Source organism: Caballeronia sp. BCC1704 (assembly GCF_902833455.1).
Lineage (GTDB): Bacteria > Pseudomonadota > Gammaproteobacteria > Burkholderiales > Burkholderiaceae > Caballeronia.
Genome location: NZ_CADFFT010000002.1, coordinates 400748 through 418085, shown reverse-complemented (window position 1 = coordinate 418085; position 17338 = coordinate 400748). Strand labels below are relative to the sequence as shown.

Below are 17338 nucleotides of genomic sequence, written 5' to 3'. Positions count from 1 at the left end.
CCGCATCTGAGACGGCCAGTTTGCCACGGACGACCTGATGGAAGACGACAATTGCCCTCCACGCTCGGCGCTTTATGCATTCCCGCCCATCGGCGTCGGAACCGCGGATGTGGAGAGCCTCACGAGCTACTTCTGCCGCCTCGCAGTGGCACATTGCGTATCTTCAACAGACTTGTTGCACAGAATTTCGAAGTCGTGCGGTTGGTCGGCTCCGCCAAAAAACTTCTGGAAGGATGTGAACCTCAGCGGCATGGGGGATGTCGCGGAACGATATGCGTGCGCGTTGTCGGCGATGACGAGCGTCGAGCGTCTCGACTTGTTGACGCTCCGTCCTTGGCGCAACGTGATCGCACAAAGCAGCAAGCCGCCGGCGACGACTCGATGGTGCGCCGCGTGCTTCGAAGAGGACTTGGTTCAAGGAGGAATGCCCTATTTCCGACTCGCGTGGGATGTCGGCGACATCGATGTTTGCGCAAAGCATGGCACCCGACTCCCGGATGCCTGCTCAGACTGCGGCCGTACCGGGGCGAGGAACAACGCTGCATGCGTTGTTCCTGGATGGTGCTGCTACTGCGGAGCACCTCTCGGCAGAGTTCAAGAGGCGCATGCATCAGCGTCTGCTGCCGAGACGTGGAAAGCTGCGCAGGTCGGGCAGCTTCTGGCCGCGCAGGCTTCGATAATCTCGGCACCGGATCGCGGCGCCATGATGGAGCGAGTTCGGAAGCTTGTCGACCAACTCGACGACGGGATGAGCGCAAGGTTCGCGCGGCGTATCGGCTCGAACAAGTCAACCGTGCATTACTGGTTCAAGCAAGGCGTCCCCACACTTGCGGCTCACTTGCGTATCGCATCGCAGACGGGCGTGTCGCTCCTGGCGCTGCTGACTGGATGTGTTGATGGCGAGGTTCCGTGCTTGCGTGAAACTCCTTCGTTGGCAGAACTGTTCCCCGACTACAGGAAGCGCGCATCGCCGCGCCAGCGCGACGGCGCCGGCATCAAGGAGCAGATGGACAAAGTGCGTCAATCAGATATTCCTATCAGCGTGAGAGAGGCGGCGCGGCAACTGGAGGTGCATCGGCGACAACTCTACCGTATCGACAATGCGAAGGCGGGCGTCATCGCGGCAAAGTGGACAGCACAACAGCGCGGCCGTAGCGAGGTACACCGACTTGAAGCTGGGAAAGCGATCGAAGCGGCAGTCGAGGACATTCTCGCGACAGGGAGAGCACCGAATCTACGCGAGCTGCAGCAGCTCGTTCCTCGCGAGGTTCTTGGCGGTGTTCGTGGAGTGTTCGCGATGATCCAGGAGGGGACACGGAAAATCGAGGAGTCGAAGTCCGCAACATTGCCATGAAAATCTCTGTCGCATAGTCTGCGAACTGCCATATTCGGGGAGAGCGACTGACAGCCAAGAACGCGCGCGGCTCTGAAGACGCGCACCTCCCATTCATTTGCGGCGAGTCCTTACACCGGGAACCGGCGACGCTTCTGCAAACGGCGTGAACCGCTCCGCGATAATCACGTTTGTCAGTACCTGCTGCAAGGGAACACCAGCGATGTCCGCTCCTGCCCACAGTTGTAAAGCTCCGCTTCCCAAGAAGGATACTATGCTCTGGAGCCCTTGAGCCGTCGGCTCCGGGTCAGGCTGATGCCGATGCGCCTCGTTGTGCAACGTTCCCACAGGAAAGTCGAACGCACCGAAAGCGTGGTCGGTTCGCTCACCTTCATGCGTCTCGTGCAAAACAGGAACGCGTCGCACCTTCTTCCACTTGTCGATGGCGGCCCATACTTCCGGGGTCGGCCATCTCTGCGACGCAGTAGATTTGCAGCCCGCCAATCTGCGCGCGGATGGTCATCAGCAGGCCATCTGCGCGCGGAATGTACCCAAAGCCGAAACAGGCCCGGCCACTGCTCTTCGACAGCCAACCAGCATCTGCGGGCGCGACCGAACACGTCAGTACCGGAGTGTCGGCGCGCATTCCGATGGGTTTGTTTCGGGCGTACAGGGAGTGACCGCAAGTCTACGATGCCGCCAATACCGACGGGCCAGTGTGCGGTATTGATAGAGATGTGAGCTTGCATATTCCTTATTCCGAAGAGTGTTCGAAGGAGAGAGTAATGGCGCGGCGATCTTTAGCCGCGCATCGTGAGTTCGAGCCAGCTACGCTGAAGCCATATTTCCTAGTCCGAAGGATAAAATCCCGTTTTTCGGTTTCACGTCGTGCAGCCGCCCTCTCACGAAAGGCGCCAGGCGCTCCGCCACCAGAAGGTTGACGAGCACGCGTTCTAGCGGAACGTTGGGAAGGTCGGAGGTAGCCTGCCGCTGCAGCTTCCCGCTGGCAGATAGCGTCACCATGCTTTTCCAGACGTACTCAGTCAACGGCTGCCCAGCGTACTCCCGGAGGTCTTCCATGCCAGACAGGCGCTTCGATATTTCCGGCACGCAGAACGTGCACTCGCGCTCGTTTCCTTTGTCGAAATTGAGCGATATCGGCACCCGGCCGGCGCGCTTCCACCTCGCGAATGCGGCGCAGACCTCCGGGTCCGTCGGGTCGGCCAGCCAGTAGATTTGGGCACCGTTGATTTGCAGTCGCATGGTCATCAGAGGCGAACCTACTCCGATAGCGGCTCCGAAATTCATGCGATACCGAATAACGCCAGCCGGAATGAAAGGTGCATCCTCGTCCGCGATTGGGCAGGAAAGCATAGGGAAATCTGCGGGCAGACCCGCTGCGAGTTTCGACGTGGCGAATCCGCGGAATTGCTCGAGCTTGGTAAGGTTGCCGACAGCAATGAACGGGTCGGCATTGAGAGAAAAGACAGCGTCCAACATAGGTGTTCCTTTGATTCCGATGAGTTCTGCTACGGCGCAGATGCCGTAGCCCCGATGCTTCTCCGCAACGCGTACGGAGGGACATCCTGAAGCAAACTTGCTTCAGGCCCGTGCAGGCGCAACTATCCACGCCGCGCGGCACGAAGATCCAAAGAAACAGCGCCATTGCAGCGGCTGCTTCAGCACCGGGACAACACTCGCCCTCGGAATCCCGCGCTAGCTCAATTCCCTCGAAGAGCAAGCGCAGTCAAAACGTATGATGATTATATCGTGGCGCGGGATTGGTAGCAAGAGTTTGGCTGCGCTATCTGCGCCGGCCAGGTCCGGCAGATTTTTTTCAACTTCTAGATGCGATGAGGATCTCGCCAGCTATACGGCTTCTTTCAGCGCTCCAGTTCTCGCGAGGCGTGCACCGTGTTCGCGATGAAAATCGCTATCGCAGTCTGCCACTCGGGACCCGACATCCTTGCGCGCGACACCTTGACACCGTAGCCTTCCGCAGTATCGATTGCTTTCGCGGTGAGCGAATACGGCGAACCGGCCGTCAGGCGGAGTCGCGCATGTGCCGGCAGCCAAGAGGAACGGTCGAGCTTCGAAATCCATCAGCTTGCGAAAGCTCTTTCGCGAGAGAACGACGAGACAGGCGCGGGCCAGGAACGGAGCCTGGGCGCGTCTCGCGATCGTCGAGCCCTGTCACCCTCCTCCCTGGCTGCCCGCCGCGCAGCGGCCTACACCCCGCTACCGAAAACAGAATCCTTTCAGAGAGAACCTCGAGAGAGCGCTGAGTGGATCGCGATGAAACGCCCTTCGCTGCTAAAACATCGCGCCTCCAACGGCCGACAGACAATCTCGCGCCCGCCCCCGCACGCCCTGGCTGCCAGCCGCGCAGCGGCCCTAGATCGCGCAACGCGAAAAGACACAGTGATGCTTACGCAAGCATCGCCTTTAAGACCGAGCAGATCCTTCTGTGAGAATTTCTCTACTGAGAAATGACAACACCGCTCACTGGAGAAATTCCTCAGTGAGCATATGTGTTTTTAGAGTAGAAAGGCAATGCCGGAGGCCCCTGACGTTAGCGCAGGTGCCCTTCCATCGGTGCTCAAATGACCGACTCCGCCAGACTGTCTCGGGTTCCACGCCTCTAGCTTCGCCAGCGTGTCCGCTTTTTCAGGCCCCATCCCCGTGGTGCGGAATTTCTCCAGCGCGCCACCGGTCACAACCCGTCCACGCTTGGAGGTCACCGCCGAAGCTCTTCAGTCGGAAGAGGCGGCTAACGTCGGGCGGCTTGTGCTCGGCCGACGCGTGACTGTTGACATGTATAACATCGGGCCGCCATTAAAACAATGCGACATTCGCGCTGAAATGTTCTTCGAAATCACGGGCGCTGAAAAAGCCCGTTATTCGATCGTTCCTTTTCAAAAGTGAGATTCCAAACTGATTTGTAACAATACCGTTTCCCGAGTCGAGGGCGCGGCTCAGCCGGTCTCTTCTCATTGAATGAGCGATACATCAAGCACGCCGGCCGAAGGGAATGGGGCAGCACCGCAGACTGGAGCGAACTGAGTTTCAGAACGGCGGATGCGACGTCTTCGTTGGCAGGCCCTATATCCGCTCGCCCGCTTGGACGACCTCGCAACGACAGAGATTGCGCTCTCACCACATCTAACGAAGCGCGGGTCAAACGGGTTTCGGACCATTGGCCGTGGTGTCGAACATGAGCACGTGAAACGAACCAGCCAGATTGCGCTGTTTGGTGACGTGGACTCGGATGGACAACCTATCGAAATTCGGTGCGTCAATTCAGGTGGTTACGAAGCCACATCGTTTGACTTGTTCTCGAAGGAATCGGATGCACAAAAGCAAGCTCGAGAAGACGAAGAGGCGTTCGAGATGAAGGTGGGCGTCCGCTCGGTTTCAGTCGAGGACCTCCTGGCGCTCCTGGCTAGCGGCGACGTCATCTACTGCGATAACACAGAAGTCCCACTCACCGCCGCGGGCGGGCGCTTCCTCGAAGTGGAATCTGTCCCGGACGCAATGAGTGCGCTCGATCTGCTGCAGGCGCCGACACGCCGTTGATCGAAATGGATGGCAAACCAAGTCCTTTCAAGCCGAGGAAGGATGGACCGGGCGGCACAGTCCCGCGTCCGCTTCCCGTCCGGTCGCAGGTCTTGTCAAAGTTTCATTCTGCCATCAATTTCGGTCGTATATGACCGATTCTTCGCAATCAGAGACAACGTTCTGGAACGGCATAAGCAGGTGGAGGCGTGTCCCCGATGTTGCAAAAGGCGCCGATGTCAGCGGCAGGTATGCTCGTCGGTGACCTCTACGGTCGGCGCAATTTCTCGCCGGCAGTGCGGTAGGCCACGCATTCGAATGACCTTCCGGCCGACGCTTCTCCCCATGCCGCGCTAAATTTCTAGCAAACCGTGCCGTAATCCAGAGACAAAATTCGAAATGATCCGCGCGTATGTCTCGACCGCACACTCACTACGACAATTTAAAGGTATCCCGCAACGCGCCGCCCGAGGTCATCCGAGCAGCTTATAAAGCGTTGAGCCAGCGGTACCATCCGGACAAGAACAGCAGTCCGGACGCCACGCGGATCATGAAGATTCTGAATGAGGCGTATGAGGTCTTGGGCGACGCTGACAGGCGCCAGCGATATGACGCAAGCCTCATCGATGCGGACGAACCCGTCCGTCGGGCTTCCGGCGAAGAGCAGCAACACGACGCTGAGCCGCCCGAGAGTGAGAAGCACGAACAAGCACATTCATCGACGCCCCATCCGACGGCTGCGGAAGTCCCTCCGAGCTCAGCTTCGACTACCGGTGCCAAGAAGCGCACCGGTTGGTTTTGGATCGTCGGCATTTTGGTTGCTGTCTTCATCCGCATGGTGGTGGGCGCGTCGCACAGTTCGAGCAACAGCGAAACCGCAGCGCCGGCGCGATATGCAAACAGCGGGGGCAGCGATTTATCCTCTAAGGCGCCCGTTGCGCTCCCTGCTACACCTGTCCCCGAAGAGCCGAAGGTCATCACCAGCTTCGACTGCAAGAAAGCCCATTCAACGTCCGAGAAACTGATTTGCAGCGACGCCGAACTTGCGTCTCTGGATCTGGACCTTGCAACGGTTTTCGCCCAGGCAAAGGCAACTACACCCGACAAGAAGGGCTTTGCAGACGCCGCTCGAAAGGCATGGAACTGGAGAAACGCCAATTGCTTTAACAAGTCGTGTCTTGTGACCTGGTACACCGAACAGCGCGATCGCCTTGTTGCAATAATGAACCAACCTGTAGAGTCGGCAACCGCTTCGGAGCCGCCAATCGTCAATGCAAATGCGACAACTTCCGGTCAGAGCGGATTTATCGGCACGGCACAACCGATTCCAGACTCGACCCAGGCGGCTCCCTCGAGCTTTTATGCAGAAAGAGCGAAGCGCCGAGTTCGGCCGAACATCATTTGGGCCGGCGATACCAGCGGACTAGAGACAGTAATCGCGGTCCGTCTCGGGAAGACGGGCACCCTTTTGTCCGCGATTGTTTCGCGCTCGAGCGGGAATCCGCAATGGGATGACGCTGCGCTTCGTGCCGTCGAGAGGTCGGACCCGATGCCGCTTGACGTTTCGGGAGAAGCTCCTGCTTCGTTCACGATAACGTTAAGCCCGAACGGCGACAGCCCAGCGCGTCAGTCCGGTCGCGAAAAGGCTATCGCCTGGGTCCACGCGATAAAGGCGCAGCATCCCGACGCAGACAGTGCATACGAGTCGGCTAGAAGGAATCTGGCCGCAATTAAAGCTTCATGTTCGGATGCGATCTTGCTCCAGCAGACACCGCACAGGCCTAGCGAATACCGACCTGTGATCATGTTTCTCAGCCAGCAATGCGGCTTCATAGCGAGCTATTGGCCGGAAACCAACGAAGAGCAGATTTCGTTTGACTCGACGATGATTGAGAACTGGCGCGGTTATTGTTCGTCGGGCGGCCCAATGCAAACTACCTGTGTTAGAAGCGCGGGAGCGTAGTCAGCTGGGCCTCGTCGCGTTTGACAGATTTCGTTCAATAGCTCCTGCACCGTCGACGCTCCTCGCGGCCGCTGGAGCCGACGGCCGATTTTGGGAACGGCCTCCCCAAGCCTGGCTACTGCGTTGCCAGTCCTGCTTCGAGCCGGCGCTTCTCGGTTTCCTTCTTATTCTCATCGATCATCTTCAAAGCAGCCGCGAGCGCCTCGATGTCAGAAAGGAACTCATCGGGGTCAGGGAGCGCCGGCGGTGCCTCGGCTCCTCCTTCATGGGTGAAGTTAGAGCACCGAGTCATCCCATTGAACACTGCGCTGGCTTCCGCGTCGCCAACAGATACATACCGCAGCTTGGAGGTTTCAACGGCGCGTCTGAATCGCTTCACGGTGCCTGCAAAAAGGTGCTCCTCGATGAGCAGTTCCCATGTGTCCCGCATTCGCCTGTAGCAATTACGCACGATGTCGTTGTAAAGCTCGTTGTTGTGCTCTTCCTCCAGCACCTTCCTCGCGCGCTTTGCTTGCTCAAGAAGGTCGTTAACCCGCGCGGTCAACTTCTTTCCCTCGAAGGGCAAGCCGTCTTGGCAGATGCCCTTCCTGGGGCCCGCAGCGTAGATGTGTCGATCTGCTACGCTAACTCCATTGTCTTCAGCGAAATCCTTCAGCGCCCACGGAAAGGCCAGGTCGTGCGTGAACACGATGATTTGGCGCCGCTTCGCCTCAAGAACCAGGCGCTTAGCGATTCTCTCGCGACGCATATGGTCAAGGGATGATACCGGGTCATCGAAAATCAACCCCGACCGGCCGGGCTCAATGCCGACCTCCGCCAAGAACAGCGCCATGGCGATGACCCGCTGCTCGCCCTCGCTTAGGATGTCTGACGCCTTCGCACGGGCGTACTGGGACGAAGTTCGGAGCTTCAGCTGTTGCATGCGAGCGCCCTTCTGCCCGGTCATCTCCAAGGCAACGTCCAGCCTGCTGAGACCAAGGTCCGCGAGCTCCTGAGCAAAAGCTTTCCGCAGCTCTTCGGTGACGTGCGCTTCATACAACTCGCTGATCTTGCTAGTGACCGTCCGCGTACTGCATCCCTTAATGGCCTCGCCGAACGAATTGTCGCGCTTGTGCCAATCTATGGCCTCAAGAACCTTCGGCAACATTTCCGCAAGCTTGGCCCTGGCGTCGAAGTCGGCAAGCAGCTTGGTCTTCAGTTCGCGTTCTTGCGGCGTCAGCGCTTTCTCGAGTCGAGCAGCTTCTCGAAGTTGTTTGCTGATCAATTCGTCCAGCATTGCGAAAGGTGACGCAGGCAACGCTTGGAGGGGATCCAACTTGCGGTTCGGCGTCATGGCTGCGACGCTCGCCTGACGACGCGTCAGCGCTGCCACATACTCGCGGATGGCGGTCTCCAGTGCCGGATGATTTTCCTGAAGCTCTTCGAAGAGCGCCGGGTCCGCCGGGAAAGCGCCAAAATTGAGCGCCTTGATGGCCAAGTAAAGCCTCTTTGAGACCTCTCGTGCCTCGATGGCCTTCTTCTGCGCGTCGGCCTGCAAAAATTGAAAAAAGGACTTCAGCCTACCGTTTGCTTCTTCGGTAAGCGGCTGCTGACAGAGAACGCAGTGGGCGTCGTGCTCGGGCCCCGGAAACGCATGCCCAGGATAAGCGACTTCCGTCGCGTACTTGATAGCGCTGCGCATCAAGATCTCCCAAGGCTCGGTGCCAGTCCCAGCAACCGTCGCTCCATCGGCCTCAAGCGCCTCTGCCGCCAGTTTCGACGCAGCTTCCATCGCAACCATGACGACAAAGGCATCGGCCAAATGACCAGTAGCCTTGTCCGACAATGGCGCCTCAAGCGCTGCGAGCTCATTGCGAAGACTTCCAAGCCGCGTCGCGGTGCGACGGATGGCGGCCGCGAGTTTCACCGGATCAGCTTCTTTCAGAAGCTTGGAGAGCACCTGTCGCTCGGCCTCCTCTTCATCCGACAGCACAGCGAGCTTCTTCAGTGCTTCCACATCGCTTTTTCGGCCAAGCTGCGCGTGAGCTCGACCGACGACGGTTGTTCCGGCCAGCGAGGCAAGCTGAGAGTGGTCGAAGACGTTGCTCTTCCTGTCAATTTCTATCAGCCGCTGGATGGCACCCAGCGCGTCGGACAGTCCATGGATGACCTCCATCCCATCTGGAACAAAGAGAACCTTTGCTTGGCTATCCACGAATACGCGAGCGCAGTGTGCGTCGAAGACAGAGATTTGCGAGAGGGGTGCCGGTGGAACCGTCCCGACGATCCACGCTTGTGACTGGGCGGTTTGCCCTTCATTCCAATCGAAGACAGCGCCCGAAGATGCGGGACCTTTCGATGCGGCGTACACATCGGGAAGTATGTTTTCGACATTGCGCGCCCGGCAGGCCATCTTTAAAGCCCGCGCATAGCCTGACTTACCTGAACCGTTGTAACCATAAACGACGGTCAAACCGGCCGCTTCGAACGTCAGCGCTTGGCCGGGGTCGATCGCATTCAAGTGCTGCGGCGACCGCAATGCCTTCAGGCTCACGTCTCTGCCGTCGTTCCCAGCGACAGGCATTACCTCCGGGTCGAGTCGCTTGGGAACCGGGTGATTCGGGTCGGCCAACCCGTGCTCCGCCTTTGCCAGGGCAGCTAGCTCATGCAGATCCTTATCGGTCAACTTGCCAGCCATCAACCGACGCACCGCGTCGTCAATCCACGCCGGCTGTTCGGCAGCCCACGCCGCAATCTTATTAATTATTTGCATCAGCGCATTCCGTCTTTTTGTTTATTTGCGGAGCTTGATTTCTCTCAACTCCGAGAGGTCCCTCACCTCCTCTGACTGAACACGTGACGCCGCCTGTCCAGTGCGCACATTGGGAGTTCCGGATCCTCCAAGGTATGGCGATGCGGGACTTGCGGCGTTCGACACTCTTGGAGCCGACACATTCTAGCGCGAGATGGCGCTTTGCCAATCCTGTGTGGTGGCCCGGATCGATGCAGGCTGGCCGCGAGCGCGCATAACGTCGCATGCCAAAAGTGACCGCTCCGCGGCTCGACGCTCGTAACTTCCTTCCGGACCTTTCCCCGGCGAAAGCGCGATCGTCGTGCGTCCTCACCTTCCCTCATCCCAAGCGAGTTCCGATGAAACGGCCGAACGCACTAATTTCAGTCGTATGCGACCTATTCGCACGTCATGCACCGCCGCCGAACTTACACGTCTATATAGCCACTTCACTCTCGACGACGTAAATGCTAGACAAGCTTCGACTCACTGAACTCTTCGACAAACTAGGCACGCCCGACAAAGGCCGGCAACTCATTCTCGATGCTCGCGCTCAAGCGCCCGTGCGCCCCGTCAACCCGCTACCGGGCAGCGTGGTCTCTATCCTGGCCAGCAAGAAAATGGGCCGTGATATTCGCACCGAAACCCGCCATATCGAGTTTCCTGCGGCAGTGACGAAGGAACACTCAGCCAACGTGCTTGAGTACTACACGGCACCGTGCGAGCTGAAGCTCAAGCTCGTCGACGACTCGACCGGCGAAATCCGCAATATCCTTCACATCCCGCATTTCCTCACCATCAGTGAGGACGGCTTCACTCTTGAAGACTGGGTTTCCGAGGCTAAGCTCGCTCGACTCGCTGAAAAATATCCGTGGCGCTACTCGAAGGGCAGCGACGGCGAATGGTATGCGCCGCAAGTCGAGAAGCACCTCGCCGACCTCGGCATTCGCTATCGCGTAGTCAGCGATGCATCGATTCCGCGCCGGCGCGTAGACAACCTCCTCTACCTGGCCGACTACCTGCACCTTGCCGAACCATGCCCGGACGACGTTCGCGAGAGACTCCACGACGTGCTGCAAATGCATGGCTCCCTCACCTTCATGGAGCTGCTCGGACCCCCGCACGAATTCGATGCCGACATGCTGAATCGAGCGATCGCGGCGAACCGCGTGACGACCGACCTCGACGGTCAATCGCTGAGCGACAAGCGCAGCTTTCGCCTCTACCGCGACGAAGCATTGCGCGACTTCATGCTTGCCGACACGCGTTCGGGCAGCTTGCCAGGTGTCGACCGTTTCGCGTTCAACATCGCCAACGGCGCCAAGTTCGTGTTCGAAGGCAACGAGCTCACCATCGTTATGGTCGCTGGCGACTCAGTCGTCTGCAACGGACAGGATGGCTCGACCATAACGTTGACGCGTGATTGGCTGGAGAGCGCGCACGAAAAAGGCCAACTGAAGTCCCCGCAGCAAGACCAGCAAGCCAGCCAAGACCTGAGCCGATTTTCGAAGGAGGATTTTGAGGCCGCCCTTCGCCGGCAAGCGCAGTTGGAGGCCGAATCCGAGCCCGCCAACGTTTCTGGACGCACGCTTCGCCGCTGGAAGGCGCGCCAAGAAATTGCTCTCGCCAATGGCGCCAACGAGGTTCTTGCGCTCGTGCCGAATACAGGTGCAAGGGGAAACCGCACTTCGCGATTGAGTCCGCGACAGATGGAACTGATGGACGGCGTCATCGACGAGCAATGGCTCAACAGCAAGGCCATCAACTACAAGACTTGCCACCGCATGTTGCTGGTCGCGTTCTCTGAGGCGGGCGAGGTGCCACCTTCATATCCCACGCTGATTGCGCGGATCAAAGCCCGCGAAACCAACAGAGACGTCCGCACACGATATGGGAAACGAATTGCGTATCAGGGGAGCACATTCGTCGATGTCCTGCATCACGACTCGCCCGCGCATGGTAGCCGGCCGTTCCAGTATGTGCACATCGACCACACGTTGCTCGACATTGAGGTCATCTCGAGCCGGACCGGGAAGGCGCTTGGCCGCCCGTGGCTATCGCTTGCCGTAGATGCTTGGTCGCGACGCATCGTGGCGATTTATCTTACTTTCGATTCGCCTTCCTACACCTCCGTGATGATGACGGTCCGGGACATGGTGCGGCGGTTTAATCGCCTTCCGGAATTCATCGTTGTCGACAATGGCAGTGATTTCTTGTCGGCTGCATTCGAATCGTTCCTTCGCGCAATGGGCACTCACCTGCGCTTTCGACCGGCCGGGCAGCCAAGACATGGTGCAGTGCTGGAGCGCATGTTTGGTCGCTTGAACACCGAATACATCCACAACCTGGCTGGCAATACGAAAGCGACGAAAAACGTCCGTATGGTGACCGGCTCCCACCTGCCTCAGAAACTCGCGGAGTGGACCATCGGCGCCCTATACCAAGGCATTCAGCACTGGGCATGGGAGTACTACGACCAAAATATTCACCCGGCGCTACAAGAGTCACCGCGCGAGGCCTTCGTACGTGGCATGCGAGAGAACGGCAGACGTCCGCAGACTCACATTCAGTTTAATCGCGACTTCCTGATTGCAACGTGTCCGCCAGTTGACCGCACGGGCACGCGTCAGGTCCACCGTCAACGAGGCGTCAAAGTAGACCAGCGACTCTATTGGAACGAGGTGTTTGATTCCGCACAGCTCGATGGCGAGAGCGTACACGTTCGATACGACCCGTGGGACGCCTCGTCCGTCTACGTGCGGGTCAAAGAGACGTGGGTCCGGGCGATTTGCAACAACCTGCATGGCCTCGCAATGCTGACCGAAGTCGAGAAGCGCGCAATCACGGAAGAGTTCAACAGCCGGCACGGATCGCTCTCGGACGGCGAGCGCGACAAACAGCGGCTTCGCGACTTCATGCAGGTGTTCACGCCAGACGGAGCTCTCGCGACTGAATTCGAGCGTCAGTCCGAAAACAAGCTCCTGTACACCGACCTTGATTTAGCGAGCGTTGAGCCTGTCATTGCGCATCAGAAGGTTGGTCTTAAGCCGGGAGCGCCGAAGACCGCCGAAGGGCCGAAAGGAACTGCCACGCCCAGTCAACGGGAACAGCCCGCTAGCCAACCGTTGTCGCCGTCCCAAGACACCATCGAGGCTGACGACTTTGATTTTGAAGATTTTTAACGCCATCAACATGTCACAAACTAACGAAACCGTTCCGCCGATCGGAATCGACCTGGCAAAAGCGCTCTCGAGCAAGCGCATTAAACACACACGAGTAACCGAAGTCATGAGCGAGCTCCATACGCTCATATACCCCAGCAGCCAGGACAGCATCCTGCTTGTTTGTGGACCGACAGGCGCTGGCAAGACGACGCTATCGAGGCACATGGTTGAATCCGCACTTGAACGAGGTCGTTCACATATGAAAGCGAATGGTGGCGTCATCCCGGCGGTGTATGTCGAAGCGCCGTCGTCAGGCGAGAATGACTTTTCCTGGAAACTGTTCTACAGGCGCATTCTCACACAGCTCGGCGACGACCTTGACGCGCCCAAGAAGCTGTATGGCGTCGACGAGCACACCGGAAGGGTCGTGCGGCCGCGTGGCTCTACTGGTAACAGCCTGGCTGCGCTTCGGACTGCCGTTGAGCGAGGGTTGCGTGAACGCCAGGTACAGTTCCTCGTCATCGATGAGGCGGCACATATCATTCGCCAGACCCGAGGCAAGCATAGGCTCGAGATTCAGCTCGACACGCTGAAGTCGTTGGCAAACCAATGCGGCACCCAGATGGTCCTCGTCGGGGCCTACGACCTCTATCAGTTGGTGTCACTTTCGGCGCAGCTCGCTCGACGTACGCACGTTCTTCATTTCGAGCGCTATCGTGAAGACCGGCCCGAAGACGTGAAGGCGTTCGAGCGTTGCGTTCTGGCGTTCGAGAAAACGCTGCCCAACCTTTGGGGAGGGCAGCTCACTCAACACTCGAAAGGCTTGCTTGGGAACACGTTGCGATGCGTTGGGACGTTGAGCAGCGTGCTTATCCGCGCAGGCAAACTAGCGGAAGCCGTCGGTTCATGGTCGGTCGATTCGTTGGAACGCGCGCTCCTCACCGAGGCACAGCGCAAGCGAATTCTTGAGGAAATTATTGACGGCGAGAGCGCCATCGGGCCAAGTTTCACCCGAATCATGCCAAGAATTCAACGTTCGGCGGTATGACATGGTGCCAAACATTATCGAAGCGCTGTCGTTAACGCGCTCTGCGCTTAACCCAGTCGCTCCGATCGGCGTCGGAACGCCGGATGTCGAAAGCCTGGTCAGCTATTTTTGCCGGCTGGCTATGTCGCACTGCATTTCAGCGGCAGACCTAGGGCGCACTGTTGAAAGGGCCATGCAGTGGAGCCTTCCGGCGGGTTGGAGATGGAACGCAACCAGTCTGAGCGGAATGTCCGACACAGCACATGACTGGGCGCGCGCACTGTCGAAGTTGACCAGCGTCGACAATTTGCATTCTCTGACACTTTTGCCATGGCGCAGTGTCATCGCGGAACGAAGTGCCCGTTCGGCCTCTGAACAGTGGTGCCCATATTGCCTAGCCGATGACCGTGCAGCAGACGCGACACCGTACTTCCGGCTGTCGTGGGACGTCGGCGCTGTAAGCGCGTGTACCAAGCACAAAACGCGGCTCGTGCAGGTGTGCCCCGATTGCGGAAGCGCAAACGCACGGCACAAATCCGTCTTTGTCGTACCAGGGTGGTGTACTTCATGTGGAGGCTTCCTTGGGGTCGGTGCTTCGGAACCAGCCACGCACGAAGAAGTCTGGATTTCGGGTCAATTCGGCGCCATGCTCGCAATTGAGCATGACTTTGCTGCAAGGCCGTCATTGGAAGCCATGCTCAACGGCATCCGCGAGTTAGTGCAATGTTTGGATGAAGGAAAGAGCGCGAGATTCGCTCGACGCATTGGTCTTCCGAAAAACACTGTGCACCACTGGCTCGCGCAGGGAGGCACCCCTGGACTGCCGGCTCTTTTGCGCATCGCCTCACGAAGTGGATTGACCCTTCCGAAGCTGGTGGCCGGCGACCTTACCGATTGGGAACCCTCGTTCGCCGAAATTTATGATTCGGATGTGGTTTTTCCGGAGTCGAAGAGGCGACCGGCTCGCAAAGTTCGAGATTGGCCCATAATACGGGCGCAACTGGCCGCATTGAGTGAATCGTCCACTGTCGTCAGTGTGAGAGAAGCTGCGCGAGGCCTTGATATTGACGTGCGCCTGCTGTACATCCACGCCAACGACGAAGCGCGTGCACTGGCTATGCAATGGAATCAACACAGGAAGCTTCTTAGCGAGGAAAGCCAGAGAAGGTCTACCGAGGTCATCGCCCGCGCCTACCCCGAGATTACTGCTAAAGGGAAGGCGGTGAACCTTCGTGAAGTACTCGCGCATGTGCCCAAAGAAGATTTAGTCGGGGTACACGTCTTTACCGTGCTTCGGGAGATGCAAAAGATGAAGCAATCCTGAAAACCTCAAAGGCGAAGACCGAACGCAGCGAATGCTGCGTTCACTTATGGCCGACACGTTAGTGCTTCAGCTATCACCGAAGGCTCTTTCAGAAGATGGACTGTCGCTCTCCACATTAGATCGACCGGGGAGCTTCCTCCGCCTTTTGACTAAGCTTCGGCCTTAACTGCACCAACAATGGATAGATCCCCTTGGCCACCTCCGGGAGACGGGCCATTTTCTGCCGCGGACAAGCCTGGCGAGTGTGCGACCAAGTTCCGAAATTCTCGCAATTCGTTTAACCTCCGCAGCGCATCTTCCTCTATGTCAAGCAAGTTTGCTGCTAGCGCGACTATATCGGGTACCGTCGAAAGGACCGTCTCGTTGGTAACAGATAGACGATCAATAATCGTCGGCCCGGCTAGGTTCCAGCCGTACAGAACCACGAGTCGGGGAGAAACGTCGACGAGTGCATCCATCGTACTCCGCAGTGAGCCTAGATCTTTCACTGACGGCAGATTCATTCCGGTTCCGTTCTTTTTCAGAATGAGAGCTTGCGACTTTTCCCGGTGGCAGATATACGATTTGGCGCCGCTGTTCACGAAATTCGACGCTACAGCTAGTATGACAGTCAAGAGCGCCTCAAGGCCAATGCCATGAGAGAGGTTGTCAACTGAGACCGTAGCTTCGGGCCCACATCTGCGAATGGGGCGCGGTTTCCGACGGACTCGCTCGGAATAGCTGCCGTCGTTAGTGCCGGCTATGCCAATCACCTCTTGGGGCGATCGCTTCCAATCGCTTGGTGAGCAGTACGTTGGCGAGCACATGGCGCAATGAGATGCCCTGGAGGTCGCTCGTAGCCTCTAGCTGCAGCATCCCGCTCCCGGCAAGTAAAACCATGCTCTGTCATGTACGCTCAGTGGGAGCATTGTCAGGGCGAAGGCGGTGAACATCGTGACGAGACATGTCCCGTGGCAAATCGATAACGCACACCATCTCGTGACGACGTTTTGCTTCCTGCACATTAAACAGAATCGGAACGCGTCCCGCCCGCTTCCACACGTCAATTGCCGCCCAGACTTCTGGGTCGGTCAATTGAGCCACCCAATAGACCTGTAAGTCGTCAAGCTGGAATCGGATGCTCATTAACGGACCGTCGTCCGTGTCGAAATGCCCGAAGCCAAAGCTCGCGTCGCCGGGTTTTCTCGAAAAACAATACGCTTCTGACGGCCCTACATGGCAGGTTAATACCGGCGTTTCTTTTGGTAGGCCGATGGTCTGTTTAGGCCTGGGCTTGAAATGCTGCAGCGGGACTAATTTACCAACTGCGACGAGTTCACTTTCAATGTTAATCATTTCTTTTATTCCATATTGATAGCCATTCTGGCTTTCCAATCCGACTTAGATGTCGGCGGCCGGATAGGCGGATTCCGTCTCATTAATGCCATCCGCACAAACGCGGTCGTCATCCGAATACACGGACTGACTGTCAACCGTCACCTGATTTGTTTCAACAAGTTGAGCGTTTCGATTCCGAGCTTGGGTTCCGTGAACGTTTTGCCGTCTTCCGACCAAGGTTCAGGATATGTGACCATGCAAGCTCCGTCGGGGAGATTGAAGCACCGCTGAACATGACGATACATTCGGTAGAATTCAAAATCACCCAACGCCCAAGCATCTGATTCCCAGGTTTCAAAATCGAAGGCGAGCTTTCGGCAGGCGACAGGGCCAAATGTCATCCCTTGAAGACCGTAGCGAAGCAACTCCCAGAAAGGCCCTCGACCCTCGGTGCCCGGATATTTACCCTTGTCGTACACGAGCTCTGAAAGCGCATTGACCAATCGACCATCCGATAAGGGCCGCCTTTCGATGTTCTGCCTTTGGTCACAAGCCCAACGAGCTGTTCGCACAATTCGAGATAACCTTCTCTATTGCCGGCCAAGCAACAAAATACGCTGGAAAACTCATCGTTATGCTCCGAATAGTTTGAGTTATCGACGCTCAAGTCGAAAATGCACCAACAAGCACTGACAGCTGGCGGGTGCGAAGAGATCAAATTTATTCAGAGCACAACAACTTCCTTCTGCGTAACTAGTAACCGCGCCGAAATGCGCATGCTGAAAAAGCATAGAGTGACCGGCAAGCTCCAGATAGTCTGAGAGCCGCCCGGCTCACTCGTGATGTTTGTTCACCGCCAATGAGCACATTTTAAAGCGGGCAAGA

At 57.7% G+C, this 17338-nt stretch carries 10 protein-coding genes and 2 pseudogenes; 8 read left to right on the top strand and 4 right to left on the bottom strand.

All coding sequences use genetic code 11. From position 1 onward, the window contains the following. Window positions 1–37 precede the first annotated feature (37 nt). A complete protein-coding gene (locus HWX53_RS11615) occupies window positions 38–1354 on the top strand; it encodes a TniQ family protein (protein ID WP_175940987.1) in 1317 nt (438 codons plus the stop codon). A gap of 807 nt (window positions 1355–2161) precedes the next feature. On the opposite strand, the gene HWX53_RS11610 is transcribed toward HWX53_RS11615, so the two are convergent. Further along, window positions 2162–2833 (bottom strand): hypothetical protein, encoded by a 672-nt coding sequence (locus HWX53_RS11610; RefSeq protein WP_241269965.1) that lies wholly within the window; start codon window positions 2831–2833, stop codon window positions 2162–2164. Window positions 2834–4063: 1230 nt separating this feature from the next. Between HWX53_RS11610 and HWX53_RS11605 the strand changes: the two genes are divergently transcribed. The 4 genes and pseudogenes from HWX53_RS11605 to HWX53_RS27610 all read left to right on the top strand — a co-directional run. Next, complete coding sequence (locus HWX53_RS11605) at window positions 4064–4258, top strand: hypothetical protein (RefSeq protein WP_175940986.1); 195 nt, start codon at window positions 4064–4066, stop codon at window positions 4256–4258. 297 nt (window positions 4259–4555) lie between these two features. Then, window positions 4556–4909, top strand: coding sequence for a hypothetical protein (locus tag HWX53_RS11600; protein WP_175940985.1), 354 nt, complete (start codon window positions 4556–4558; stop codon window positions 4907–4909). A 391-nt stretch (window positions 4910–5300) separates the two neighbouring features. After that, window positions 5301–5489, top strand: a pseudogene (locus tag HWX53_RS27615) (J domain-containing protein); the annotation flags it as partial. 759 nt (window positions 5490–6248) lie between these two features. Continuing rightward, window positions 6249–6500, top strand: a pseudogene (locus tag HWX53_RS27610) (energy transducer TonB); the annotation flags it as partial. 466 nt (window positions 6501–6966) lie between these two features. Here the strand turns inward: HWX53_RS27610 and HWX53_RS11585 are convergent. Beyond that, entirely contained in the window at window positions 6967–9603 is a 2637-nt protein-coding gene (locus HWX53_RS11585; RefSeq protein ID WP_175940984.1) for an AAA family ATPase, read from the bottom strand. 485 nt (window positions 9604–10088) lie between these two features. On the opposite strand from HWX53_RS11585, the gene HWX53_RS11580 reads away from it, so the two are divergent. Genes HWX53_RS11580 through HWX53_RS11570 form a run of 3 tightly spaced genes read left to right on the top strand, consistent with a single transcriptional unit; the run spans window position 10089 to window position 15136 of the window. Continuing rightward, window positions 10089–12803, top strand: a complete 2715-nt coding sequence (locus tag HWX53_RS11580; RefSeq protein ID WP_175940983.1) for a DDE-type integrase/transposase/recombinase — start codon at window positions 10089–10091, stop codon at window positions 12801–12803. 10 nt (window positions 12804–12813) lie between these two features. Beyond that, complete coding sequence (locus HWX53_RS11575) at window positions 12814–13833, top strand: AAA family ATPase (protein WP_175942356.1); 1020 nt, start codon at window positions 12814–12816, stop codon at window positions 13831–13833. 1 nt (window position 13834) lies between these two features. After that, window positions 13835–15136, top strand: coding sequence for a TniQ family protein (locus HWX53_RS11570; protein WP_241269964.1), 1302 nt, complete (start codon window positions 13835–13837; stop codon window positions 15134–15136). A gap of 885 nt (window positions 15137–16021) precedes the next feature. Here the strand turns inward: HWX53_RS11570 and HWX53_RS11565 are convergent. Next, window positions 16022–16471: a hypothetical protein gene (locus tag HWX53_RS11565; protein ID WP_175940982.1), complete on the bottom strand. Its 450-nt coding sequence runs from the start codon at window positions 16469–16471 to the stop codon at window positions 16022–16024. A 140-nt stretch (window positions 16472–16611) separates the two neighbouring features. Then, window positions 16612–16956 carry a hypothetical protein gene (locus HWX53_RS11560; protein ID WP_175940981.1) on the bottom strand — a complete coding sequence of 115 codons (345 nt, stop codon included), beginning with the start codon at window positions 16954–16956 and terminating at the stop codon, window positions 16612–16614. Window positions 16957–17338: the final 382 nt, after the last annotated feature.